The organism is Veillonella sp. VA139, from assembly GCF_003992005.1.
Lineage (GTDB): Bacteria > Bacillota > Negativicutes > Veillonellales > Veillonellaceae > F0422.
Genome location: NZ_RQVL01000011.1, coordinates 36201 through 60721, shown reverse-complemented (window position 1 = coordinate 60721; position 24521 = coordinate 36201). Strand labels below are relative to the sequence as shown.

23 protein-coding genes are annotated in these 24521 nt (G+C 40.4%); all 23 read right to left on the bottom strand.

Features of this window, described 5'->3' with window-relative positions:
* Positions 1 to 430: 430 nt before the first annotated feature.
* The 23 genes from groL to polA all read right to left on the bottom strand — a co-directional run bounded on the left by groL (position 431) and on the right by polA (position 24517).
* Complete coding sequence (groL, locus tag EO125_RS05390) at positions 431 to 2059, bottom strand: chaperonin GroEL (protein WP_127148013.1); 1629 nt, start codon at positions 2057 to 2059, stop codon at positions 431 to 433.
* A gap of 35 nt (positions 2060 to 2094) precedes the next feature.
* Positions 2095 to 2400 (bottom strand): co-chaperone GroES, encoded by a 306-nt coding sequence (gene groES / locus EO125_RS05385; RefSeq protein ID WP_370447290.1) that lies wholly within the window; start codon positions 2398 to 2400, stop codon positions 2095 to 2097.
* A gap of 188 nt (positions 2401 to 2588) precedes the next feature.
* Positions 2589 to 3161, bottom strand: a complete 573-nt coding sequence (locus EO125_RS05380) for an ANTAR domain-containing response regulator (RefSeq protein WP_127148011.1) — start codon at positions 3159 to 3161, stop codon at positions 2589 to 2591.
* Positions 3139 to 4599, bottom strand: a complete 1461-nt coding sequence (locus EO125_RS05375) for a sensor histidine kinase (protein WP_164726447.1) — start codon at positions 4597 to 4599, stop codon at positions 3139 to 3141. The genes EO125_RS05380 and EO125_RS05375 overlap by 23 nt, the downstream gene beginning before the upstream one ends.
* Positions 4592 to 5632, bottom strand: coding sequence for a tRNA (adenosine(37)-N6)-threonylcarbamoyltransferase complex transferase subunit TsaD (gene tsaD, locus EO125_RS05370; RefSeq protein WP_127148009.1), 1041 nt, complete (start codon positions 5630 to 5632; stop codon positions 4592 to 4594). The genes EO125_RS05375 and tsaD overlap by 8 nt, the downstream gene beginning before the upstream one ends.
* Positions 5629 to 6081 carry a ribosomal protein S18-alanine N-acetyltransferase gene (gene rimI, locus EO125_RS05365; RefSeq protein ID WP_127148008.1) on the bottom strand — a complete coding sequence of 151 codons (453 nt, stop codon included), beginning with the start codon at positions 6079 to 6081 and terminating at the stop codon, positions 5629 to 5631. Before rimI ends, tsaD begins: the two co-directional genes overlap by 4 nt.
* Positions 6081 to 6869 carry a tRNA (adenosine(37)-N6)-threonylcarbamoyltransferase complex dimerization subunit type 1 TsaB gene (gene tsaB / locus EO125_RS05360; protein ID WP_164726446.1) on the bottom strand — a complete coding sequence of 263 codons (789 nt, stop codon included), beginning with the start codon at positions 6867 to 6869 and terminating at the stop codon, positions 6081 to 6083. The genes rimI and tsaB overlap by 1 nt, the downstream gene beginning before the upstream one ends.
* Positions 6866 to 7339 (bottom strand): tRNA (adenosine(37)-N6)-threonylcarbamoyltransferase complex ATPase subunit type 1 TsaE, encoded by a 474-nt coding sequence (gene tsaE / locus EO125_RS05355; protein WP_127148006.1) that lies wholly within the window; start codon positions 7337 to 7339, stop codon positions 6866 to 6868. Before tsaE ends, tsaB begins: the two co-directional genes overlap by 4 nt.
* A 144-nt stretch (positions 7340 to 7483) precedes the next feature.
* Positions 7484 to 8473 (bottom strand): thiamine-phosphate kinase, encoded by a 990-nt coding sequence (gene thiL / locus EO125_RS05350; protein WP_127148005.1) that lies wholly within the window; start codon positions 8471 to 8473, stop codon positions 7484 to 7486.
* 213 nt (positions 8474 to 8686) lie between these two features.
* Positions 8687 to 9415 (bottom strand): ABC transporter ATP-binding protein, encoded by a 729-nt coding sequence (locus tag EO125_RS05345; RefSeq protein ID WP_127148004.1) that lies wholly within the window; start codon positions 9413 to 9415, stop codon positions 8687 to 8689.
* Complete coding sequence (locus EO125_RS05340; protein ID WP_127148003.1) at positions 9416 to 10957, bottom strand: glycine betaine ABC transporter substrate-binding protein; 1542 nt, start codon at positions 10955 to 10957, stop codon at positions 9416 to 9418. It lies immediately after the preceding gene.
* Positions 10958 to 11070: 113 nt separating this feature from the next.
* Positions 11071 to 11625, bottom strand: coding sequence for a GerMN domain-containing protein (locus EO125_RS05335; RefSeq protein WP_127148002.1), 555 nt, complete (start codon positions 11623 to 11625; stop codon positions 11071 to 11073).
* 3 nt (positions 11626 to 11628) lie between these two features.
* The gene (locus EO125_RS05330; protein ID WP_127148001.1) at positions 11629 to 12888 is read right to left on the bottom strand and encodes an N-acetylmuramoyl-L-alanine amidase; all 1260 of its coding nucleotides are present in this window, start codon (positions 12886 to 12888) and stop codon (positions 11629 to 11631) included.
* Between the two features lie 376 nt (positions 12889 to 13264).
* Positions 13265 to 14548 carry an APC family permease gene (locus EO125_RS05325; RefSeq protein WP_127148000.1) on the bottom strand — a complete coding sequence of 428 codons (1284 nt, stop codon included), beginning with the start codon at positions 14546 to 14548 and terminating at the stop codon, positions 13265 to 13267.
* Positions 14549 to 14732: 184 nt separating this feature from the next.
* Entirely contained in the window at positions 14733 to 16079 is a 1347-nt protein-coding gene (locus tag EO125_RS05320; RefSeq protein ID WP_127147999.1) for an anaerobic C4-dicarboxylate transporter, read from the bottom strand.
* 134 nt (positions 16080 to 16213) lie between these two features.
* Positions 16214 to 16537: a thioredoxin gene (gene trxA / locus EO125_RS05315; protein WP_009354160.1), complete on the bottom strand. Its 324-nt coding sequence runs from the start codon at positions 16535 to 16537 to the stop codon at positions 16214 to 16216.
* A gap of 12 nt (positions 16538 to 16549) precedes the next feature.
* Positions 16550 to 16921, bottom strand: coding sequence for a CoA-binding protein (locus tag EO125_RS05310; protein ID WP_127147998.1), 372 nt, complete (start codon positions 16919 to 16921; stop codon positions 16550 to 16552).
* A gap of 24 nt (positions 16922 to 16945) precedes the next feature.
* Positions 16946 to 17872, bottom strand: a complete 927-nt coding sequence (gluQRS, locus tag EO125_RS05305; RefSeq protein WP_127147997.1) for a tRNA glutamyl-Q(34) synthetase GluQRS — start codon at positions 17870 to 17872, stop codon at positions 16946 to 16948.
* A gap of 9 nt (positions 17873 to 17881) precedes the next feature.
* Positions 17882 to 19894 (bottom strand): ABC-F family ATP-binding cassette domain-containing protein, encoded by a 2013-nt coding sequence (locus tag EO125_RS05300; protein ID WP_127147996.1) that lies wholly within the window; start codon positions 19892 to 19894, stop codon positions 17882 to 17884.
* Between the two features lie 99 nt (positions 19895 to 19993).
* Positions 19994 to 20638, bottom strand: coding sequence for a hypothetical protein (locus EO125_RS05295; RefSeq protein WP_127147995.1), 645 nt, complete (start codon positions 20636 to 20638; stop codon positions 19994 to 19996).
* An 11-nt stretch (positions 20639 to 20649) separates the two neighbouring features.
* Positions 20650 to 21213, bottom strand: coding sequence for a lytic transglycosylase domain-containing protein (locus tag EO125_RS05290; RefSeq protein WP_127147994.1), 564 nt, complete (start codon positions 21211 to 21213; stop codon positions 20650 to 20652).
* The gene (gene coaE / locus EO125_RS05285) at positions 21210 to 21824 is read right to left on the bottom strand and encodes a dephospho-CoA kinase (RefSeq protein WP_127147993.1); all 615 of its coding nucleotides are present in this window, start codon (positions 21822 to 21824) and stop codon (positions 21210 to 21212) included. Before coaE ends, EO125_RS05290 begins: the two co-directional genes overlap by 4 nt.
* A 77-nt stretch (positions 21825 to 21901) precedes the next feature.
* Positions 21902 to 24517 (bottom strand): DNA polymerase I, encoded by a 2616-nt coding sequence (polA, locus tag EO125_RS05280; RefSeq protein WP_127147992.1) that lies wholly within the window; start codon positions 24515 to 24517, stop codon positions 21902 to 21904.
* Between the last annotated feature and the right edge of the window lie 4 nt (positions 24518 to 24521).

Here is a 24521-nt window from a genome sequence, read left to right as displayed (position 1 = left end):
AAAAATTAAAACCTAGAATTTTTACAACGGATAATTATTATCCGTTAACTGATGAATTTATTATAGAACTTTTTCTATACATTGTCAATAATGATTTTCCATTAATTTTTATTATCTTTTATATTATAAGCTATAACATAATCAAAATATTAAAGTGCACCACATTTCTAAAAGATATACACTATAGTCTTTCATTACTAGACAGAGACATTATATTCAACACACCCTGTTACCTATTCCTATCATCATCTATAAAACCAACTCATTTTGTCCTATAGCCCTAAAGGTACTCAAAGGTAAGTCCAATTATTTTGATATGTAACCATACGATATGTAGCAAAAAGGACTATGAAAGAATAATTACTTATTCTTCCATAGTCCCCATAGTGTTTACTTAGTCAATACTGCGATCCACGGATGCAATCTGAGATTACATCATACCGCCCATACCACCCATTGGAGGCATTGGAGGCATCATTGGAGCATTTTCATCAACTTTATCAGCTACGATGGATTCAGTAGTTAATACTAATGCTGCGATGGATGCTGCATTTTGCAAGGCAGAGCGTGTTACTTTAGCAGGGTCCACGATACCAGCTTTTACCATGTCTACATATTCTTCTGTTAATGCGTTGAAACCGATACCGCTTTCAGTAGATTTTACACATTCTACTACAACGGAACCTTCTAAACCTGCATTGTAAGCGATTTGGCGAAGTGGTTCTTCCACAGCACGGCGCACAAGATTCACACCTGTCAATACGTCACCAGTAGCTTCGATACCGTCTAATGCTGGGATGATGTCAATCAATGTGGTACCACCACCTGCAACGATACCTTCTTCTACAGCTGCACGAGTTGCGTTCAATGCGTCTTCGATGCGAAGTTTTTTATCTTTCAATTCTACTTCTGTTGCCGCACCTACTTCGATAACAGCTACACCGCCAGACAATTTAGCCAAACGTTCTTGTAATTTTTCTTTATCGAATTCGGAAGTTGCTTCCTCTGCTTGTACACGAACTTGTGCCACACGACGAGCGATTACGTCTTTGTCGCCATTGCCATCAACGATGATAGTTTCGTCTTTAGTGATGCGAACTTGACGAGCTGTACCCAAGTGTTCTAAGTCTACATTTTCTAGTTTCAATCCTACTTCTTCACTGATCACAACACCGCCAGTTAAGATAGCGATATCTTCTAACATAGCTTTACGACGGTCGCCGAAACCAGGAGCTTTCACAGCCACTGCTTTTAATGTACCACGAAGGCGGTTCACTACTAATGTAGCCAATGCTTCGCCGTCTACGTCTTCAGCGATGATCACAAGTTCTTTACCAAGTTTTACAACTTTTTCAAGAGCTGGTAATAAATCAGCGATAACGGAGATTTTGCGGTCAGTGATCAAGATCAATGGTTCGTTTACAACTGCTTCCATTTTATCTGGGTCAGTTACCATGTAAGGGGATAAGTAGCCGCGGTCGAATTGCATACCTTCTACTACGTTCAATTCAGTTTGTAATGTTTTAGATTCTTCTACAGTGATAACACCGTCGTTGCCTACACGGTCCATTGCTTCCGCGATCAATGCACCGATTTCTTCGTCAGCTGCAGATACAGACGCAACTTGAGCAATATCTTGTTTACCATTTACGTTAATAGCTTTAGATTGAATTTCAGCCACTAATTTTTTAACCGCTAACTCAATACCTTTTTTAAGAATCATTGGGTTCGCACCAGCAGCTACGTTGCGCATACCTTCTTGAATCATAGCTTGCGCTAATACTGTAGCAGTTGTAGTGCCGTCACCAGCTACATCATTAGTTTTAGTAGCAACTTCTTTCACTAATTGTGCACCCATGTTTTCGAATGGATCTGGAAGTTCAATATCACGAGCGATAGTCACACCATCATTAGTGATAGTTGGTGCACCAAATTTTTTCTCTAATACTACATTGCGACCTTTTGGTCCTAATGTTACTTTTACTGCATTTGCTAATTGGTCAACGCCACGACCTAATGCACGGCGTGCTTCTTCGTTAAATAAAATTTCTTTTGCCATTGTATAGCCTCCTCTATAGGGAATCATCCCACTGATTAGTTAGATTTTAATACTGCTAAAATATCTTTTTCGCTGATGATTAAATGGTCAAGACCATCCATTTTAAACTCAGTGCCAGCATATTTGGAGAACATAACTGTATCGCCCACTTTAACTTCTGGTGCTACACGTTCGCCATTGTCACATAATTTACCAGGGCCCACAGCAATAACTGTACCTTCAGATGGGCGTTCCTTTGTGGAAGATGCTAAAAAGATACCACTTTCCGTTTTTGTTTCTACTTCTAATACACGAATAATGACACGATCGCCTAATGGTTTCATTGTTATACCTCTTCTCATATACACTATACTATCAATATTAGCACTCAATAAGGGCGAGTGCTAATCACAAGTATTATTATAAATCATTTTTAAATTTTTGCAAGCCCTTTTTGACTTTTTGACCAAATACTTTTTCATGGTAATATTTTATTTCATGGCTGACATAATCTTTTTATAATTTTGCCACATAGGCTACCATAATCTTTTTATAATTTTGCCTCATGGGCTGCGATAATCTTCTTACACGTTTCTAGGATACTAATCCGTTTATCCATACTGAAAGCTCGTATTTTTTCGTACGCCTTTTCCTCAGAAAATCTGTGTAGATCCATCAAGATTCCCGTCGCTTTCGTCACATATTTTCGTTCTTCTAAGGAGTTTGTTAGACCTTTTACCTGTTCTAGCAAATCCCGTTCTTCTTGAAAGCGACCCATCGCCATCTGTAAAGCTGGACCTAAGTCTGGTTCCCGCAAAGGCTTAATCAAATAGCCGTATACTCCAGATTGGGATGCTTTTTGGATTAAATCATCTTGACTATAGGCTGTTAATAGCACCACTGGTGCCAATCGTTTATGACGAATTTGACGCGCCGCCTCAATACCATCTAATTCTGGCATCTTCACGTCCATGAGCACTATATCTGGCGCCAGATTTTTGCATAGTTGGATGGCTTCCACCCCATTAGCACCTTCCCCAACAACGGTATGGCCTTGGCTTTCTAATATATCTCGCAAGTCCATGCGAATCAGTGACTCATCATCGACTACTAAGACGCGCATACTCTTCTCCTTTATGAATCCAAATATCTACCATAGTCCCTGTTCCTTGGGATGTCCATGTAATCGTTCCCTCTAGTTCGTTCCGCACTAGGTTGTCGATAATTTGCAAGCCCAATTGCCGCTGTCTGGCACTTTCAAAATCATCTGGCAAACCACAGCCCGTATCTCGGATGGTAATGTGTAGCATATCACGTTGTCCGTCGTCCCTTACATCACGCACATCTACCTGCACATGACCTTCCGTTCTATCTTTGAAAGCATGTTTAAAAAGATTAGAAAAGAGCTCATTCATGACCAAGGACACATAGCTAGCCTTGTGGGATGACATAATGATATCTTCTCCTATGTATTCCATGTCGATGCGTTGATCAGAAGAGCCCAACCCTTGTCGCAACAAGCGCCATAATTCTTCGATAATACTACGCAACGCCACATAATCTTCATCAAAGTTTGACACGATTTCATGGACGAGAGCCATGCTTTCGATTCGATGGATACTATCTTGTAAGGCTTGTTTCACATCATCGGAGCCATTGCGACGGCTTTGCATGCGGAGTAAGCCTGCCACAGATTGCAAATTATTTTTCACACGATGATGTACTTCTTTAATGACAGAATTTTTTACTAGTAACTGTTGATCCCGTTTTCGAAGCTCCGTCTTATCTTGTAACACCAAAATACCACGTTTCCATCTGACTCCAAGAACAACGGGAATCATCACTTGTCGTAAAGCAATATCACCGTATAATTCTTCGTCAATCGTACCTAATCTATCTTCTAAAGCCTTTTTAATACGCCCTACTTTCAATGTGCTGCTATAGATTGATGTACCCTGTATGCGTCTGTCGATACCAAATATATCCCCTAATTTTTTCGCAGCACGGTTCGCATATAATATAGTTCCATCCTGTTCAAAGAAAATTATCCCATCTAATACGGAAATCCCTTCATATAACTCAGGTTGTTGTAGTTGTGGTACCAACATACCTTGAAACGTAGTCTGTGACACCATGGACATAAATTCATCATAACGATTGGAATACACTTCAGACACAGGATTAGTAAAGGCACAAGCACCGATGCACTTGCCCCCATTATCTACGATGGGATACACGTAAGCATGATATGATTCCGTTATGATACCAGTATCAGTCGGTTCCTCCCAGTCCATGAGACCTGCATAAGGTTTGCCACTACGTAACATCTCCTGCATAGGGTGGTTCATAGGCACTTCGTATTTCTGTACCATTCCTGTATGACCACTGTCCAGTGCGCCACTAAGTAAAAGGTGTCCGTCCTTAGCTTGCACTAAGAGGGACACCCCTTGTTCACTGATGGCTTTACCAAAGCTTAATCGCTGTGAAAATTGCAATAGTAAAGCCTGTTGTGTAGGATATAAATCTGTTTCTTTCTCTAGGATATCTTTCCAACTAGCCATGTTGGTTCCCTTTCCACAAATCACTGCCCAATGGAATGGACGGTTTTGCATTCAATGTGTAATTGCTGAATTTTCCAGATTGTGCCATATAGTATGCTCGACATCCAATCATGGCCGCATTGTCAGTAGCCAACATAGACCCTGCCGTGAGATACGTTAAGCCCTCTGCTTCACACATAGCTTGTAAATCTCGTTGCAACCCACTATTTGCCGATACACCACCCGCTAAGGCAATCTTCGTTTCTCCTAATGTATGAGCCGCTTCTTTCATTTTTTCTACTAATACGTCTGTAATGGCCTTCTGAAAGGAGGCTGCCACATCTTCATGACGGATAGATTCACCTTTTTGTTGTTTTCCATTGATGTAGTTAAGAACAGCTGACTTCAAACCACTGAAACTAAAGTCAAAATTTCCTTTTTCCAATAAAGGCCTTGGAAAATCGATAGCATCAGGATTACCTTCTTTCGCCAATGCATCAATATGTGGTCCCCCTGGGTAAGGATAGCCTAATACACGAGCAATTTTGTCGAAGGCTTCACCCGCCGCATCATCACGTGTTTGTCCTAGTACCTGAAAACTTTCATAATCTGTGACATGAACAATCATAGTATGACCACCAGATACCACTAAGCACAAGAATGGTGGCTCTAAATCAGGGTGCAACAGGAAGTTTGCAAAGATGTGCCCTTCCATATGATGAACACCTACTAAGGGAATATCTTTTGCAAAGGATAGAGCCTTCGCAGCTGATACACCTACCAAGAGAGCCCCTACTAAACCTGGCCCATAAGTGACACCAATATGATCTATGTCGTCTAATGTTACATTCGCATCTGTCAATGCTTGGTCGATAACTGGCATAATCTGTTCAATATGATGACGGGATGCTACTTCTGGCACCACACCGCCAAATTTTCTATGTATGGGAACTTGACTGGAAATCACATTAGAAATGACTGTTCTGCCATCTTGTAAGACCGCTGCCGATGTTTCATCACAGCTAGTTTCAATGGCTAGTGTGTAGATACTCATGTCAGTTCCTCCATTTCTTTCGTCATAATTAATCCATCTTCTACTGGATCTGAATAAAATTGTTTACGTACTCCTACTGCAGTAAAGCCAAGTCTACGATACATCGCTTGAGCTGCAATATTGGAGATACGCACTTCTAAAAAAATATGTTTCATACCTCGTTTATGGAGCATTTGCGTTAACTTACGAGTCATTTTAGCTCCATAACCTGCACGACGATATTCAGGATGAATAGCAATATTCGTAATCTGACCTTCATCCAAGACTAACCAAGATCCTGCATAGCCGATAATCTTACCTTCTTCAGATTCTGCCACAAGGTATAACTTATCTTCTACTTCTAAATCATCTAATAAAGCTTCCTTCGACCAAGGGGTTGAAAAACAGGCCAGTTCTATTTCGTAGATACCTTCAATATCACTTCGTAAGGCTTCTCGTAATGTGACCATTATCGCTCACCTGCTGCTTCACGAACTACCACTGTAGGCTCTATATAAGTACCTGTAGCTAACATGTCTTTATTTTTCTCATCCCAAACCACTTCTGCTTCCGATTTACGAATGTAGAATGGCTCAATAGACTGTGCATCAGGAATATTATTGCTCCCGAATTGTGGCAATGCCACTTGAATAGCATGAGATGCCCGTGGTCGTTGTTTTGATTCATGACCCAATACGAGTTTTATAGGGTCAATACGTCCTTCCTCTATGCCTAAGGCATATTCTTTTTCCAGACGTTTTAAACCATCTCCTACAATAACCACAGGACACTCTTCACATAATTTCACCAAGGATGTTAGCAATTCTGTCACTTGATGGACTTCCACAGAATCCACTGCATCCATAGTGGCACCATTCCATGCATATTGACGAGCATAGACTTGCTTTTTCTGTGCATCTACAACGGTACACACACGGTAATTAGAATACATAAACCCTTGTGCCAATACGTCCGTGGTAAGAACTCCTACCACAGGTACATTCCAGGCGTATGCCAACGCTTTCGCAGTCCCCAAACCAATACGCAATCCTGTAAAGGAGCCTGGCCCAATGGTAACAGCAATACCGGTAATATCAGATTTCTTCACTTTCCCCGTTGTCAGCACCATTTCGATATGTGGCACCAATTGTTCAGAATGAGTAAGGCCTGCCTGTACAATGAGTTCGCTTCGTATTTCTTTGTCATTTCCCACCGCCACGCTGGCAATGGCACTACTCGTTTCAATTCCCAAAATCATAGGTTCTCTCCTATGCATTGTAATGTTTCCTCTGAAAGTAAGTCCGTACGAACTGTAAACTGACGGAATCCATCATTAGCGACAGAAATCTCAATCCACACTGTCGTGTCTGGCAATTCATCCGTAAATTTACTAGCCCATTCCACAACGGACTTCGTTTCCTCTGTATATTCGTAAAAGCCAATGGTTTCCAACTCTTCTACCAAATCCATTCGATACAAATCAAAGTGATACAAATAGATTCCATCTACTTCATAGGTATTCATCAAAGCAAAGGTAGGGCTTGTCACTTCTTCTGTGACCCCAAAACCTTTCGCAATTCCTTGGGAAAAATGCGTTTTTCCTGCCCCTAATGTACCATCCAAAGCAATACAAATAGGGCTTTCATAATCTTTCATAAATCTCCCTAGACTGTGACCCAGAGCCAACGTTTCCTCTACGGAATGCGTTATATATTGTATGGTGTTCATAATATTCCTTTATATTCTATCTTTATTAATCCATATGTTGCATTTCTAACGAATCTATATCATGGTATAGGCACAATCACTATTATATTTTACCTTAATAACAGTTAAGCATTTTATGCATCTCGCCATAACTAAGCATATTGTCTATCTGCTAACTACTTCAGCCCTAGATAAATGATTATACCCTTTAGGTTCCACCGGTACCCACTGCCCATTCCGCTCTACCAAAACCAGTGCATGACCTGCTTTGACATGTCCAATGATGGTAAAGGTCTCGCTAGGCAAGCATTCTGCTTTCTCAGCAGGTATAGTTCCCACTAGCTGAAAGTCTTCGCCCCCAGTCCACATAGGCAGATAAGGGCTCATATGGTGACTTTCACAGTATGCATGCACCTCTGGATGGATAGGCAATTTCGATTCATCAATGTACATGGTCACCTGTGATGCTTTGGCTATCTCGTTGAGCTCGCTAGACAAGCCATCGCTGATATCGTTCATGGACTTGGCACCTAAGTCTCTTGCTATTATACCACATTCCACATGAGGAATGGGCCGTCGATGGACAGATTGACTCACCGGATAGTCCTCGCTGTCCTCTAGCAAACTGTGCAGTCCCACATAGGATAATCCTAAATAATTGGTGATGAATACCGCATCACCATCTTGAGCGCCACTGCGTAGGACAGATTGATTTGTTGGAACATCTCCAAACACTGTGGCTGAAATGACAAAAGGGCCTTCCGTTGACACCGTGTCGCCACCGATGATATTCACATCGTAGTCTGCACAAATGTTACGCAAACCATTGTAAACCGCTTCTACATAGGCCGTAGGTCTCCCCTTAGGCACTGCAATAGACACCACCATATGCCGTGGGGTTCCCCCCATCGCCGCTATGTCGCTTATGTTTGCTGCCCCCAATCGATAACCAACGTCGAAAGAGGTCGTGGTGCTTTCACTAAAGTGAATCCCTTCCACCATCATGTCCGTGCTGACCAGTTGATCCACATCAGGAGGCGTATCATACACAGCGCAATCATCACCGACGCCGACCTTTACGTATGTAGGATTGCTAATACTGTGTTGTGTTAACCTGTCGATAAGCGAAAATTCATCAAGCGGATCGTTATGCATCGTACCACCTCGTTTCATTACATAATAACAACCTAACGCATCTATGCCGACACGTTGCTAGAGCAAAACGATTTCAATTTAGCCATACATTTCTATATCACTTTCTCTATACATGTTGTCTATATTGTACCACACTAGGGGCTAAAGGATAGCAAAAATAAAAGGGACTCTGATAAGAGCCCCCTTCATTATGTTTCTACAAGTTCTTTCTCCCTACCTCGTCATCTCCACCAGCTGTTTCACGTACTCATTGCTGGGATGGTTCTTCACTTCTTCCGCCGTCCCGTATTGTTGTATTTTTCCTTCGTGCATGACAAGGATATGCGTGCCAAGCTTAAATGCTTCGTGCATGTCATGGGTGATGAACACAATGGTGCAGTCCGTTTGTTTGTGAATATTTTTCAAATCTTCTTGCAATTGATATCGTGTGATAGAGTCCACGGCTCCGAATGGTTCATCCATAAGCAATATCTTTGGAGAGTTAGCGTAGGCTCTGGCTATGCCCACTCGCTGTTGTTGTCCCCCAGACAATTCCTTGGGATACTTCCCCTTGCTATCCAATGGTAATCCCACCAGTGAAAGCATGCGATCCACGATAGCATCTACTACTTCTTTCGGTGTACCATCTAGTTTTGGCACATACCCAATATTATCTGCTACCGTCATATGTGGAAATAATCCATCCCCTTGAATGGCATAGCCAATCTTTCTGCGCAAAGAAATAATATCCTGATCGATGACACGAGTTCCAAAGATAGTAATATCCCCTTCATCTGGTACAATCAGTCCATTAATCATTTTTAACAGTGTCGTCTTCCCTGACCCCGACGTGCCTACAATACAAAGAAAGTCTCCTTCATTGATGGTAAGATTGAAATCTCTCACCACCCATTTACCTTGATAGGATTTTCCAATACCTTTATATTCAATACTCTGATTCATCTATTTCACCACCAATCCTTTAGATTGCAAAAATTCCTTCGCCACTTGTTTCGGGTCTTCCTTATCAATTTCTACCCTTTTGTTCAGCTGCGCCATAGTACTTTCATCTAAAACACCATCTAAACGATGCAATACAGTTTCTAGCTCAGGATGTTTCTGCAACGTTTCCTCACGAACGACCATGCCCGCCATGTAACTTGGGTAAAAGCTTCTATCATCCTCTAACACCACAACCCGTGGATCAGACAACTGACCATCTGTAGTGAATACCGTCATCACATCAATCTTTTTATCAAACAAAGCTTGGTATTTCAATCCATTGTCCATGTCCACTACGTCCTTAAAATGGTAGTTGTACGCATTGGCTAGCGCCTTATATCCATCTTCTCGTTCAAAGAAATCATACTCTGCTCCAAACTTTAGTTGCCCTGCATACTTCGCCAAATCAGTAAATGTGCGAATACCGTATTCCTTCGCTAGGTCTGCACGAATGCCAATGCTATAGGTATCATTAAAGCCGAACATCCCCTTCCACAAGAAGTGATACTTGTCCTTGTATTCCCCAGTCAACATAGAGAACTTGTCATTTTTGTACTCTTCCTTATGTTTCAACACGATTTGCCAAGATGTACCTGTGTACTCTGGATACATGTCAAAATCCCCTCGCACCATGCCAGGATGAATATTGGAAGTGCCACCACCTACACCGTGGGTATATGTAACTTTCAGATTCGTATCCGCCTCAATGAGAGTGCCTACGATTTCCGCCAAGATATATCCTTCCGACGTCGGTTTAGATGCAATATGAATGGTATCACTTTTACTATACTGTTGCATCCCCACAGCGCCTAAGATAAAAATCAACAAAGCACCCACTACATAGGCTACCTTACGATTCACTACTCTATGTATCTTGTGTTCTTCTACTAACTTACCTATGGCACTTAAGATGCCATCAACCACTAAGGCTAATCCTGCAATAAGGATACCACCAATCCAAATTAGCACTTCATTATTCGTAGTAATCCCACGATATATGGCCACACCTAGGCCACCAGCTCCTACAAAGGAGGCAATCCCCGCCAAGGCAATAGTCATTGTGACCATGTTCATGATGGCTCCGAAAATAACGGGAAATGCCAGTGGTAGCTGTATCTTCCACAAAATTTGTCGGTCTGTGCTCCCCATGGCACGGCTAGCCTCAATAATCTTCTGATCAATGGTGGAAATCCCCACATAGGTGCTGCGTACGATAGGCAACAGCCCATAGATAGTGAGGGCAATGATGGCCGTCGTATTCCCTACGCCTGTGAAAGAAATCAGAAATCCCAACAAAGCGATAGAGGGTATGGTGTAGGCAATATTCACCACAGATATAACAGAATTTGCTAGTTTCTGTTTCTGTGCGATACACACCCCAATGGCCAACCCCAGTATGGTGGCAATGACGACCGAAGTAAATGTGATTCCCATATGCTCCAATAATAAATGCAAATAAAATGGCCAATTTTTGCCTAACTCTTCTAATAGATTTTGTATCATCAAATCCTCCCTTTTTACAATATATGTATAGATTATTTTTTCATACTAAATCACCATGAATTTATGGTAAAAAATGTTGGAGGCTCTTAACTAAGAGACCCCCAACATACTACTTAATCTTTTACGATTTTGTCTTTCATTTTTTTCAATGGATGTGTTAAGTCAATATTACCGTAGGTCGGCAAGGTAACGCCTTTTACTTTCACGTAGACCTTATGGACCCCATCAAATTCCACCGCCGTATTAACGATGGCTGCGATGCGAAGTGTAGCTGTTAAGCCTGTTGCCCCCTGCAAAAAGTCATCATTCAATACCACAGTAACCGTACCATCATGCTTCGCCGTTTCTACCACTTTTGTACCTTTTGCAAAAACTGGATAATCAGCACGGCCATCTTGTTCAATCATTAAATTGATGGCATCTTTTACGGTTTTACGTTCTTTATCGATTGTAATCGATTGTGGCATAACACCTTTCCCATCTTGGCGCGGTACATAGACCACGATGTTTGTCATTTTGTCCAAGGCCTTCTTGTCTTCTGATGTAGCCGTTTGCGCTGTTGTTTGTTTTCCTAAATCTAGTTTTAAATCTTGGGAATTACAACCCGCCAAGGCTATAACACATACGCTCATGATAGCCACTAAGCCATAGCGTAATGATTGTTTCATGAATTAACCTCCAAAATATAGTTCCAATCCTTTTGCCAATTCTCTAGCAAAGGCTTTCTGTGTTTCTGATTCTTTTAAGTGTCCTTCTTCCTTAGGATTAGAAATAAAACCTAATTCTACCAAAATGGATGGCATCAAAGAATGACGTAGGACATATAAATTCCCTGGTTGAATCCCTCGGTCACCATTGAACCCGCTATGTTCCGCAATTTGCCCTTGCACAGCAGTTGCTAATTTTTTAGACTGATCAGATTCATCGAAATAATAGGTGGCAATACCTCCTACATTCGGATTCGAGAAGGAGTTAATGTGAATACTAATAAATGCATCAGCTTGGTTGCCATTCGCTACATTCACACGTGCTTGCAATTCATCTACACCACTCGCATGTGGTCCATACACATCTACGTCTGTAGTACGAGTTAAAATGACTTTAGCACCCTTTGCTTCTAGGATGGACTTTAAATATTCAGCAATAGGCAATGTCACTTGCTTTTCTTGTAAACCCGTTGGTCCAATGGCTCCTGGATCACTCCCACCATGACCAGGGTCGAGGACAATTACCTTACCCTTTATACCACCTGTTGTTCGGTAATTCACGACTTGCGGTTTCGGTTTTTCTGGCACTGTCGGTAATACCACTGGCTGTTTCGGTGTTGCTTTAGCTGGCTTCGCTGATTTTGCAACAGATTTCGCTGCCCCTTTGTCAGCCGCTTTTTGTGCCGGTTTTGCCTCGGTCACTCTCGTAGGTGTCGCTTTCGCCTCAGCTACCCTGGCTGGTGCTTTCTCAGCCACTGGGGTTGCTGGCTTTTTACCATAATAATTATCTCGTGGGGCTACTCCTTTTTTCTGAATATCCACCACCATCCGATATGGTTTGTTATTTACAGTGTCTTTTTTTAAGGTAAATACTTTCAAATCTTCCACATCAATGGCCTTCGGTGTTTCAATTTTCACCACCGTGTCCGATCCTTGCTGTGAAAGTGTAGCACTTTTCGCAATACCATCATCCATCACGATCGACGTAGGCACCCCAGTAAGAGTGGCATTTTTCAATACCAATGTGGTGGATGTGCCACTAGCACTAATAGATGCCGTTGCATGAACAGGACTAGACAAACTAAAGACCATTCTCACGAAAGGAATTGGCGCATCATTTCTCGTCACCCAATGAAGATCTGTCACATTGGCAGCCCTTGAGGCTCCAAACAGAACTGGTAACACCAATACTAACATACCCAATAGGGCAAATAACTTACGCAAATATCTCACTCCAATCTATGTTGCACTGGATAGTTTTCCTTTAGACAGTACCTTAATTATACCACATTTACCTAGTCCATATATGAAAAATCAGTGAAAATTATTCTTTTTTCTAATATCATCTAAAATCAAAGAAATCCCTTATCATTTTTTGTAAGTATCCTCTCTTATCATCTCCTAATAACGTAAGTTCACAATTATACAAAAAACATAAGCAGGTTTTATGTATCCATCAAAACTGATAACATTACCTGCTTATATTTCTTACTTTTATATACATTAGTTATGTAAAGTGGCTCAAATATTCATAACCTAGTTTTAGCCCTCTACTATTAGTAACCTGTATATATCTTATTAGGGTTACCATGTTAGACGACTAAGCCGCTTGTTTTTCGTTGCGGTTCATAATGTAGTACAATACAGCACCTACTACTAAACCACCAAGTCCCCAGAATACTTTTTCCAAGGAAGATTGTGTTAACAACCAGATACTAACTACAACTGCTAATACTGGAATGACTGGTCCCAATGGTACACGGAATGTTCTCGCCATATCTGGGCGTTTGTTTCTGAATACAATTACTGCCAAGCATGTAGGCAAGTATTGAGCAAAACGAGATACTACGGAAATAGCTGCCAATTTTTCGAAACTACCAGTCCAAGATAATGCCACTGCAAATACTACAGTAACGATGATAGCTACATAAGGAGCATCTTTTTTATTACGTTTAGACACTACTTTAGGAATTAATCCATCATCCGCCATAGCTACGCCAGAACGTGGTGCTAAGAAAGAAGAAGCTACATTAATACCACCGATAGAAATCAATGTACCAGCTGTAACGATAGCTTTTGCTAAAGGTCCCATGAATACGAACGCCGCATCTGCCACTGGAGTTTTAGATGTAACAAGGGAATCACCCATGATACCAATACAAATCGCTTGGATCAAGATATACACAATGGATACTAGCGTTAACACAAGAATAATCGCTTTCGGTACATTGCGTTCAGGGTTTTCCATATCCTCTGCTGCTACCGCAATGGATTCAAATCCTGTGAAAGCGTAGAAAATGATCAATGCTGCAGCACCAAAACTTGCTTGAGTCATATCTGGTACAGATTCCATTGGCGCGAAGTTAACGCCTTTCACATAGAAAATACCTACGAGGATGAAGAAAATCAATGGCAATAATTTACCGATGGTTACGATATTGTTGATGATTTTAGAAATCTTAACACCCATGATATTCATGATGCCAAGTACCACGATGATCAATGTAGCGATGACATTTTTACCCATCTCTGTACTAGCTGGTTCCCAAACGGCACCAAGTGCTGTGGCAAACCCTACTGCCATAGCAGACCATGCAATCGTTGCAATAGCCCATTTCATAAAACCAACTTCAAAGCCTACGAAGTTACCAAATGCTTCTTTGGCATACACATAAGGACCACCGTTCTTATTGAACATGCCGCCCATTTCAGCGAAACATAAGGCAATAGACATAACCAATAGAGCATCAAATACGATAACCCATAAACTGTTCACCCCTACCAAGGCAGCGGCTTTACCAGGAAGCAAGAAAATCCCGGTTCCAATGATTGCGTTGACCCCTAGAAGTATGATACTCAAAAGGCCCAATTTGTTAGTTGACATAGTACTTCTCCTTATACGCTTGTGCTTACTCAACTAATACTAAACAGATGCTATATACTAGCAAGGGTAACTAAACAATATAGATTCATACAATTTAGTTACCCTCGTAAAATTATAGCATTACTAGATTACCATTGCCAATAGCTATTGAATTTTAGATATTCTATTCTCAATCTATATCCCATTAAAACATAGCATGAGCGATAAAATAGCCAACTACACAGCTTGTAAATACCCCGATAATACCAGGAATAATAAAGCTATGATTAATAACAAATTTACCAATTCGTGTTGTACCAGAACGGTCAAAACCAATACATGCTAAGTCAGATGGATACGTTGGCAATACAAAGTACGCATAACATGCTGGTACAAAAGATAATACAATCAATGGATCCACACCTACACTCAAGCCCATTGGTACAACGATAGCAAGTGCTGCTGCTTGGGAATTAACCAATTTAGAAATGATAAATAATACAAGTGCATAGGTCCATGGATGCTCTACTACCACAGTAGATAAAGTCGTTTTAAATTGTGGAATATAGGCCCCGAAATAGGTTTCTGCCATCCACGCTACACCGTATACAGACACAACGGCAATCATACCAGATTTGAAGACAGAACCACTTGTTACATCGCTCACTTTTACCTTACATACAAGAAGAATTAAGGATGCCATCACAAGCATAGCAATTTGAATAGTCGGAGTCATGGATAATGGTTTCCATACACCTTTTGCATTAGGAACTAATGGCAATAATTGGTTAGGGAAACTACCAAATAAGGCGATAACTAAAATACCGAGTAAGAAAATAATCGTTGCCCAGTATGCTGTGCGAGGTAGTTCCTTCACAATACTAGCTTCTTTATTTTCTTCATAGATATAAGCCCGTTGTTCAGGATCTTGAATACGTGCTTGGAAATCTGGATCGTTCGCCAATTCCTTACCACGACGCATACTCCAGACACCAGCTACGATAACACCTACAAAGGTAGCTGGAATCGTAATGGATAAAATCGTTACCACACTAGCTGGAAAGTTGACTGCCCCCAACATAGCTACTACAGATACAACCGCAACGGATGCTGGGGACGCACATATCCCCATTTGAGACGCTACAGATGCTACCGCCATTGGGCGTTCTGGACGAATCCCTTCTTTGATAGAAATATCATAGATGATTGGGAACATCGTATATACTACGTGACCTGTTCCGCATAACACAGTTAAGAACCATGTTGTGATTGGCGCTAATATAGTAATTTGTTTTGGATTGCTACGAAGAAATTTCTCTGCGTATACAAGCATAACATCCAAACCTTTGGATGCTTGTAAGAAACCAGAACATGTGACTACTGCCATAATCGTTAGCATTACATCAATTGGTGGTTTACCTGGTACAAGACCAATTACGAATACGTAAATAGCAAGACCAATGCCCGATACAGCAGCTAATCCTAAGCCACCATGTCTGACACCAACAATTAAGCAAGCTAAAAGGAGGATAAATCCTAATAAAATAATCATACAATACTCAATCCTTTCTACTAAAAAAAATCACTTGCCATACTCATTATACGGCAAGTGACAGTATAAAAACAGTGAGAAAAGTGGGTCATAGCCTATGAAAGTTAGTTATGGTTCCCTACAGTCCCTATGTATTATAGATGAGCTTCTACAGCTGCTTTTAATTCTTCTAATGGAATAAAACCGATTTTACGATCTACGATTTCACCATTTTTGAAGATAGCAAATGTAGGAAGGATTTCAATTTTGAAGAATTGTGCCAATTCAGGTTGTTCGTCAGTGTTTACTTTTGTTAATGTCACTTTGTCACCCAATGCAGCTGCCAATTCATCATATACTGGCATCATGCGAACACAGTATCCACACCATGGTGCCCAGAAATCTACAACAGTTACTTTATCATTTGTTGCTACTACTTCTTTAAAATTTGCAGATGTTACATCAATAATTGCGCTCATGTAAGCCTCCTATTAGATTTGAATCAATACACAATCTTGAATCACTTCAAGACCTAATTCAGTTGCCTTTTTCACTACTGCCGGTTTATCCGCACCTGGTTGTAGCCAAACGGTCTTAATCCCTAACTCTTTACAACTATCTAAGGCTTCTAATCCAATTTTTTCTGGCACTACAAAGTCAACCACAGTAGGGACTACCGGCAACTCATGTAAACTTGGATAGCATTGTATGCCATCAATAGATGTAATATTAGGGTTCACTGGATACACTGTATATCCTTTATTCACAAGATGTTTGAAAATCTTATATCCGAACTTATCGGTTCTTGTTGTGGCGCCTAAGACGGCCCACGTTTTTTCTTTGATCGCTGTTTCCATTGACATGCGCATCACCTCATTACTGTACTATCATACCATAATATCGAAATTTGTCAATTTAATTGTATCTTGTTCTAATAGGTTTTTTAGAATGTCAATTGTGAGTAACTCTGAAAGTGTGACTTTCCTGCAAATTGGTAGGTCTCCCGTTGTGAGTAGTCCCGTTTCTAATGCAAACCATGCCCACAGTCTCTCTGGTGTAGCCCCTTGGTTCTGCAGATCACGTATGGTGATACTTTGTTGCCGTTTAGACAGTCGATACCCTTCTGCATCCACTAGCATAGGGGCATGACCATATTGTAATTTAGGAAATCCAAATGTCTGACCTAACGCAATTTGATGACCCGTCACAGGTAATAAATCATTGCCTCGAATGACTTCTGTGACCCCCATCTCATAATCATCAATGACCACTGCCAAATGATAGGCAATCATTCCATCCCAACGTTTTAACACAATATCATCACTACAAGATTGGATTTCATAATCTACCGCTCCTCGATATACATCCTGAAAGGACCCTCTTATATTCTCCATATGAAAGCGCCAAGAAGGAGGTCTTTCACCTATAGTCGGCTCATGGGTTAAACAATATCCATCGTACACATGATGGGCTTCACCTTGATGAGGAGCGCTACTGATTTCCTGTAAACGAGCTCGATTACAATAACATGGATATAACCGTTTTTGGCTACGCAATTCTTGTAAATATTGCTCATATAGATCCAATCGTTGGGATTGATACGTAGGTGCTTCGTCCCAAGTAAAACCAAGCCAAGATAAATCTTCTAATATATGGTCTGCATAGATTGGTTTAGACCGTTGTGTATCTACATCTTCTATGCGCACTATATATTCACCATCTTGGCGGCGTGCAGACCAATAGGACAAAAATGCTACCCACAAATTTCCTACATGCATATGTCCTGTAGGGCTGGGTGCAAAACGACCTTTCATAGAAACCTCCTAAGCCTCTTCACTAAGGTGTTCCCACCGTTCATAGAGGGTCTCTAACTGTGATGTTGTATTGGCCAACTCTTGAGATAATCGTTCATATTCTGAAATATCTCCTTGTATAGATGGGGCCTGTAGCTGTACCGTATACATTTTAACAGTCGCCTCATACCGTGCAATATCTGACTCTACTTTAGCTAATTCCTTTTCTAGCATGAAAGAATTCGTTTTCTTTTTAGGGGCTGTCACTGCTTCTGAATGGCTAGTATGTTGTTCCTCTGTTATAGCAACCTCTGATGTACCAGTATGTATATCAGCATTAGAATCAGTACTCACTGCTGTATCTCCAGCATTGTTAACCTTTCCTGCTGTATTGCTGGACATATTGTTGCACTTCATCTGCTCCGCTTCTAATCGTTGGGCTGCTAACACAGACCGTTCCAACAGTTTTTCTTTATAATACGAATAATTACCATGGAACTCTTCAATGCCACCATTATCTAAGACCACAATGCGTTTAGCCACTGCATCTAACAAATACCGGTCATGGGAGATGATTAACAAAGTTCCTTCAAACTGTTGTAAGGCTTGTTCCACTGTTTCTCGTGTAGGGATATCTAAATGATTTGTCGGTTCGTCAAGGATTAAGAAGTTACGACCTTCTAAAAATAACTGTAATAAGGCTACCCTTGCCCGTTCTCCCCCTGATAAATCGCCTACTAATTTGAACACATCATCCCCTCTAAATTGAAAGGCTCCTAATACGCTGCGGGCAGATTCTTCTGACATATCATAAGGAGCCATAATCTCTTGTAACACAGACCAAGTAGGATGTAACTCTTCATGTTCTTGCGAGAAATAGCCTGTCTGCACACGATTTCCAGTGGTAATCGATCCATCCAGTGTATTAAGTTCCCCCATAATTGTTTTTACAAGAGTCGATTTTCCAGCTCCATTCGCACCAATTAATCCTACCACATCTCCTCGACGTAGCGTTGTTGTAATATGTGTAGCCACTGGATGTTCTACATCATATCCAATAGACACATCTTCCACCATCAACACTCGGTCTGCACTCATTTCTGGTTTAGGAAAGGTAAAAGCGAACTCTCTATCTTGGTCTGGTGCCTCTAATCGCTCAAGTCTATCTAACTGTGATTGACGACCACGAGCCATTTTAGATTTTATGCCCGCTCGATATTTGTCAATATATTCTTCCGTTTTACGAATGTGTTCCTGTTGTTTTTCATAGGCACGTTGGTACGCCACTCGTTGCTGTTCTCGTTGTTTCAAGAACTGGCTATAATTACCTTTATAGGTATGCACTTTATGATGAGATAATTCCACCACTTCTGTGGCCACTTGATTTAAGAAATATCGGTCATGGCTGATGATGACAATACCACCTTTGTAGGATTTTAAATATCCCTCTAACCACTCTAACATGGGCATATCTAGATGGTTCGTAGGCTCGTCAAGAAATAAAAAGTCAGGTCGGCGCACCAAGGCTTTCGCCAAGTTAATACGCGTTTTTTGTCCCCCCGAAAATTCACTAGCTTTCTTCTTTAAATCTTCGTCACTAAATCCTAAACCATAAGCAATACGTTGGCTTTGTTTTTCATAATCATATCCACCAAGCCATTCCAATCGCTCTTGTAAATAGGATAAACGACGCAAGTCCTGTTCTGTGGCATTTCGATGTTCTAATTCTGTCGTTAACGCTTGTAACTGGGATTCTAAGTGCTGTACATCAGCCCAAGCCGTTTGAATTTCTTCTTCTAAACTAGCATCACCTAAATTGACATCTTGTTGTAAATAGCCAATGGTGATACTACTGTCTTTCACAATGATCCCCGCATCATGTTCTTCTATGCCAAGTATGCATTTCATCAACGTCGATTTACCAGCCCCATTCGGGCCAACTAAAGCGAGACGTTCTCCTTGTCGTATGGTAAAAGATACATTAGAAAAGATTTCTCGTACCCCAAAGGATTTTCCTAGTTTTTCTATTCGAATCTGTTCCAAAATACTTCCCCTATCCTATGTCTGTTCACTATACAAAAGTATTACTATTACATACTACCTAAAAATGTACCATTTATCTTAGTAAATAATATAGGCAGGTTATAAACTAAGTAATACTTCTTGCAAATGATTCGTCAAAGCTTGCTCAAATTTATCTATCGTGGTCGCATCCAAGTCATGTGTAATTCCTGGATACCCTTGTTGTCTAGTTTCACCAAAAAATTCATCTCGGAATGTATTATAAAATAAGACGACTCCTGTTTCCTCATTATCTTTGATATAGGTACCAATAATATAAGAACCATTAATCATATCTAATGCTGTATGCGGCGTCACATCTAAATGATACCCTTCGACTATTTGTGGTAATACCTCTCCATAATTCCACTGGGGTATACCCTTTTTCTTATATTCGTACACAAATCCCTTTTGAGGCTCCATGAATCGTGTCATTATAGATGCTTTATAATTGGCTTTTAAGTTCTCCAAAAATGGTGTTAAAGACTCTCGTATGAAAGCAATATCTACAAACTCTACTAAAGGCACTGTAATACGCACCATATAATCCCCTACTTCTGTATCATAGAGAACTGACCAACGCCAATTTTTGTCATTTGTATAATAAAAGAGACTATATACAGTAGATGATATGGCTTGTTGTTCCACCACTAAGTGAAAGTCTCCAATGGTGGGTTCTAACCATGATAAATCGAGGGTTTCACATTCTTTTATGATTGCATCCATGGATTCGTTCCTTATCGTAATTGACTATATAATGATTGATACTGTGCTTCATGTGCCATCACGCGTTTCACGTAATCTTTTGTTTCTGGAAATGGAATTTTGTCTACATCATCAAAATTATCATCCCAACCATAGGTCTGCATCCATTCCTCCACATGACCACGTCCTGCATTATAGGCTGCTAAGGCTAAAATTTCATTACCTTTGAACTCTTCTAATAAATATGATAAATACCAAGTCCCTAATTGTATGTTCGTGTTCGGTTCTTTAATGTCTTGGTCGGACAGGCTAGACTGATTTAATTGTTCTCCAATCCAGTGCGCTGTTTCAGGCATCAACTGCATCAATCCAATGGCTCCTGGTAAAGATTTTGCATTTGTATCAAATTTACTCTCCGTATAGATAACAGCCGCAACCATAGATGGTCGTACATGGTAGGTAGATGCATTTTTCATTACTGCGCTTTCATACACTAACGGATACGCATACTGTCTGGCTAAATAGGGTTGTCCATATTGCACATAGTAGGCCGTAAGAACAACGATTAACCAAGCAAATGCTGTGGATACCCTCATAGTTCCTCCTTCTGAAAGTGAATTTTCGCTGTTTTCCATAATTTACGTAATTGTTTTTCTAATTGTTTCATAGTCCCAGAATTATCTATGACCACTGTACTTAAATCACGTTTTTCCTCTAAACTCATTTGACTATGGATTCGGTCTAGCGCTTCTTGTTCAGAGTAAGAGTTTCGTTTCATCAAACGTTCTAGTTGTGTCACAGGGTTTACGTACACAAGCCAAATTTCATCCATCTGTGTATGCCAATCTGTTTCGAACATCAATGGTATATCATAGATAACAGCCTGTTTTCCCTTTGCTTCCCATTCTTCTGTCAATTCTTGTATACGATGTCTAATATGGGGTTGCAATATAGAATTGATGGTCTCCAATGCTTTGGAATCTGAAAATACAAGACTACCAATATAAGCACGATGTAATGTGCCGTCTTCTAGCACTGTATTAGGTCCAAAAGCCTGTACCAATTCTTGCAAACCTGGTGTTCCTGGCTCAACAACTTCTCTAGCCACTACATCTGCATCAATATAGGGAACACCTTTTTTTTGTAACCATCGTAACACTGTACTTTTACCAGACGCAATGCCTCCTGTGAGTCCGATTTTATACATATTTACACCCCACATTTGATTCTACTCATACTTAACTATTTTTACACAAACGATAGCATCGAAATTATAAAATTCTATTATTTTACATCTGCCCAGTTCTGTGCACTGTGCACATCTACCTGCAATGGCACTCGTAATGTTACTACTTGTTCCATACAATTACGCAACAGAGTTTCTACTTGCGCTTGTTCCGATTCTACTACTTCTAGCACTAGTTCATCATGTACCTGTAATAAAATACGGGATTGTAAGCCTTGCTCTTCTAGCGCTTGTTCTACTTGGTTCATGGCTAACTTAATAATGTCTGCCGCTGTCCCTTGAATTGGTGTATTCATAGCTGTACGCTCCGCAAAGGATCTACGGCTAAAGTTACGGTTATTAATATCAGGTAATGGGCGAACACGGCCAAACATAGTGCGTACAGTTCCAGTTTCATGGGCTTCTTGCACCATGCGGTCCATATAGAACTTAATTTGTGGATAGCGACTGAAATATAACTCAATATATTCTTTTGCTTCTGCTCTTGTAATACCTAAGTCACGAGACAAGCCAAAGTCACTAATACCATAAATAATACCGAAGTTAATAGCCTTTGCATGAGAACGCTCCAGTGGCGTTACCTCTTCTAAGGATTTCCCTAATACTTCTGCCGCTGTAAAACGGTGAATATCTTCACCATTTTGGAAGGCCTGAATTAAGGCTGGATCCTCTGATAAATGCGCCAAAATACGCAATTCAATTTGTGAATAATCGGCGCTGACGAACATATCAAAACCATCGTTTGGCTTGAATAAGGCACGGATTTCACGACCTTTTTCACTGCGTACTGGAATATTTTGCAAATTTGGATCCGAGCTACTCAAACGACCTGTGGCTGTTACCATTTGATTAAAAGAAGTATGAATCCGGTTAGTATGAGGATTCACAAGTCCTTCAAATCCCTCTAAGTAAGTGGATACCAATTTTACCACTGAACGATAGGCCAAGATTTGCGCCACAATTTCATGGTCATTTCTGAGCATATCTAGGACTTCCGCATCTGTAGAATAGCCTGTTTTCGTTTTCTTGATCACAGGCAGTTGCAACTTTTCAAATAAAATGACACCCAATTGTTTCGGCGAATTAATGTTGAAAGATTCCCCTGCTAAAGCATAAATTTTTTCTTGTAATTCTGAAACTTCTACTTTAAAGCGTTCCAATGTAGTGTGTAATTGGTCTACATCCATGTAAATACCATTTTTTTCTAGTACACATAGAGTACGTAATAATGGCAATTCAATATCTCTATATAGATCCCACACACCGGCTGTTTGCATCTCTTCCATAGCTTTCTCATGCATATGGTATAAAGCTTGTGCTTGTAAAGCCCACTCTGTTTCATTTTCCGTAGCAGGAATGGCAGGTTGTCCAAATCGTTCACATAAATAGGTCATACCATAGTTTGCTCGTGTAGGATCGAGTAAATACGCCATTAATGTGACATCTTTGATATGAACAGTATCTTCTTTCATAATAGAAATACGACCTGTTGTTTCAGTACCTAACACTTCAAATAACAATTTTGCATTATCTGTAACAAGTTCCTTGGCCCCTTCAAAGACTGTTTCTAAATGTGCTACATCTACAAATCCATTCACAACTAATTGGGTTTCCCCATTATATAGATATAAGGCTTCTATCGTCCTAAATGGATGTGTTCCTGCCTCTTTTAGAACAACGCTGATTATTTTATTTTCATAAAATTCTCGTGGTACTTCTGTAACATGAGTTAATTCAATTTCTTCTGCTGGTGAAGCTAAGAATTGATCGAATAATGTCCCTTCTTCTGAAACACCCATAGCCTTTAATAGTCTTGGTGTTACTGCGTGAAAGCCCAACTTTTCAAATAAAGGTGTCACTTCGCCACGATGTACAACAGGAACAAATTGCTCTAGTGTATACGGCATTTCCATATCTGTTTTGATGGTAGCTAGTTGATGGGAGATGAACGCTAAGTCTTTATTGTCTACTAATCGTTCTTTCAATTTTCCCTTTTGTTCCTCAATATGCTCATACACACCTTCTAATGTACCATATTGATTCAACAATTTAAGTGCTGTTTTCTCACCAACACCAGGCACCCCTGGGATATTATCAGAAGAATCTCCCATAAGAGATTTCATTTCAATAACCATTTGAGGACCATACCCATAGAGTTCTTCCATATTAGCCATCGTCACATGAAGCATGTCCGTGATGCCCTTTTTCGTTAAAAACACACTGGTATACTCATCGACTAATTGCAAATTATCTCTATCGCCAGTAATAATATGAACTGAAAGGTCTGAAGAGCCCCATTTTTTACTTAAAGAACCAATGATATCATCGCCTTCAAATCCTTCTTCTTCAATGACAATAATCCCTAAGGATTCCAAGACTTCGCGAATTAAACTAAATTGTGGTCGCAACTCATCAGGCGCACTTTGACGAGTTCCTTTATAGTCTTCGTAAATATCCATACGGAATGTTTGTTTACCTTTATCAAATGCCACTGCAATGTAATCGGGATTGATTTCTTCATAGAGCTTTGATAACATAGTTAAAAAACCATATACCGCATTCGTAGGAACTCCTAATGCATTTTGTAATGGTGGTAGTGCAAAAAATGCACGATATAATAAACTGCTGCCATCTATAATCATTAATTTTTTCATCGAT

Bases quoted from the DNA above. Each gene is read 5' to 3' on its own strand.
- groL (WP_127148013.1), bottom strand. From the start codon at position 2,059: ATGGCAAAAGAAATTTTATTTAACGAAGAAGCACGCCGTGCATTAGGT.
- groES (WP_370447290.1), bottom strand. From the start codon at position 2,400: ATGAGAAGAGGTATAACAATGAAACCATTAGGCGATCGTGTCATTATT.
- EO125_RS05380 (WP_127148011.1), bottom strand. From the start codon at position 3,161: ATGCGCGTCTTAGTAGTCGATGATGAGTCACTGATTCGCATGGACTTG.
- EO125_RS05375 (WP_164726447.1), bottom strand. From the start codon at position 4,599: ATGGCTAGTTGGAAAGATATCCTAGAGAAAGAAACAGATTTATATCCT.
- tsaD (WP_127148009.1), bottom strand. From the start codon at position 5,632: ATGAGTATCTACACACTAGCCATTGAAACTAGCTGTGATGAAACATCG.
- rimI (WP_127148008.1), bottom strand. From the start codon at position 6,081: ATGGTCACATTACGAGAAGCCTTACGAAGTGATATTGAAGGTATCTAC.
- tsaB (WP_164726446.1), bottom strand. From the start codon at position 6,869: ATGATTTTGGGAATTGAAACGAGTAGTGCCATTGCCAGCGTGGCGGTG.
- tsaE (WP_127148006.1), bottom strand. From the start codon at position 7,339: ATGAACACCATACAATATATAACGCATTCCGTAGAGGAAACGTTGGCT.
- thiL (WP_127148005.1), bottom strand. From the start codon at position 8,473: ATGCATAACGATCCGCTTGATGAATTTTCGCTTATCGACAGGTTAACA.
- EO125_RS05345 (WP_127148004.1), bottom strand. From the start codon at position 9,415: ATGAATCAGAGTATTGAATATAAAGGTATTGGAAAATCCTATCAAGGT.
- EO125_RS05340 (WP_127148003.1), bottom strand. From the start codon at position 10,957: ATGATACAAAATCTATTAGAAGAGTTAGGCAAAAATTGGCCATTTTAT.
- EO125_RS05335 (WP_127148002.1), bottom strand. From the start codon at position 11,625: ATGAAACAATCATTACGCTATGGCTTAGTGGCTATCATGAGCGTATGT.
- EO125_RS05325 (WP_127148000.1), bottom strand. From the start codon at position 14,548: ATGTCAACTAACAAATTGGGCCTTTTGAGTATCATACTTCTAGGGGTC.
- EO125_RS05320 (WP_127147999.1), bottom strand. From the start codon at position 16,079: ATGATTATTTTATTAGGATTTATCCTCCTTTTAGCTTGCTTAATTGTT.
- trxA (WP_009354160.1), bottom strand. From the start codon at position 16,537: ATGAGCGCAATTATTGATGTAACATCTGCAAATTTTAAAGAAGTAGTA.
- EO125_RS05310 (WP_127147998.1), bottom strand. From the start codon at position 16,921: ATGTCAATGGAAACAGCGATCAAAGAAAAAACGTGGGCCGTCTTAGGC.
- gluQRS (WP_127147997.1), bottom strand. From the start codon at position 17,872: ATGAAAGGTCGTTTTGCACCCAGCCCTACAGGACATATGCATGTAGGA.
- EO125_RS05295 (WP_127147995.1), bottom strand. From the start codon at position 20,638: ATGGATGCAATCATAAAAGAATGTGAAACCCTCGATTTATCATGGTTA.
- EO125_RS05290 (WP_127147994.1), bottom strand. From the start codon at position 21,213: ATGAGGGTATCCACAGCATTTGCTTGGTTAATCGTTGTTCTTACGGCC.
- coaE (WP_127147993.1), bottom strand. From the start codon at position 21,824: ATGTATAAAATCGGACTCACAGGAGGCATTGCGTCTGGTAAAAGTACA.
- polA (WP_127147992.1), bottom strand. From the start codon at position 24,517: ATGAAAAAATTAATGATTATAGATGGCAGCAGTTTATTATATCGTGCA.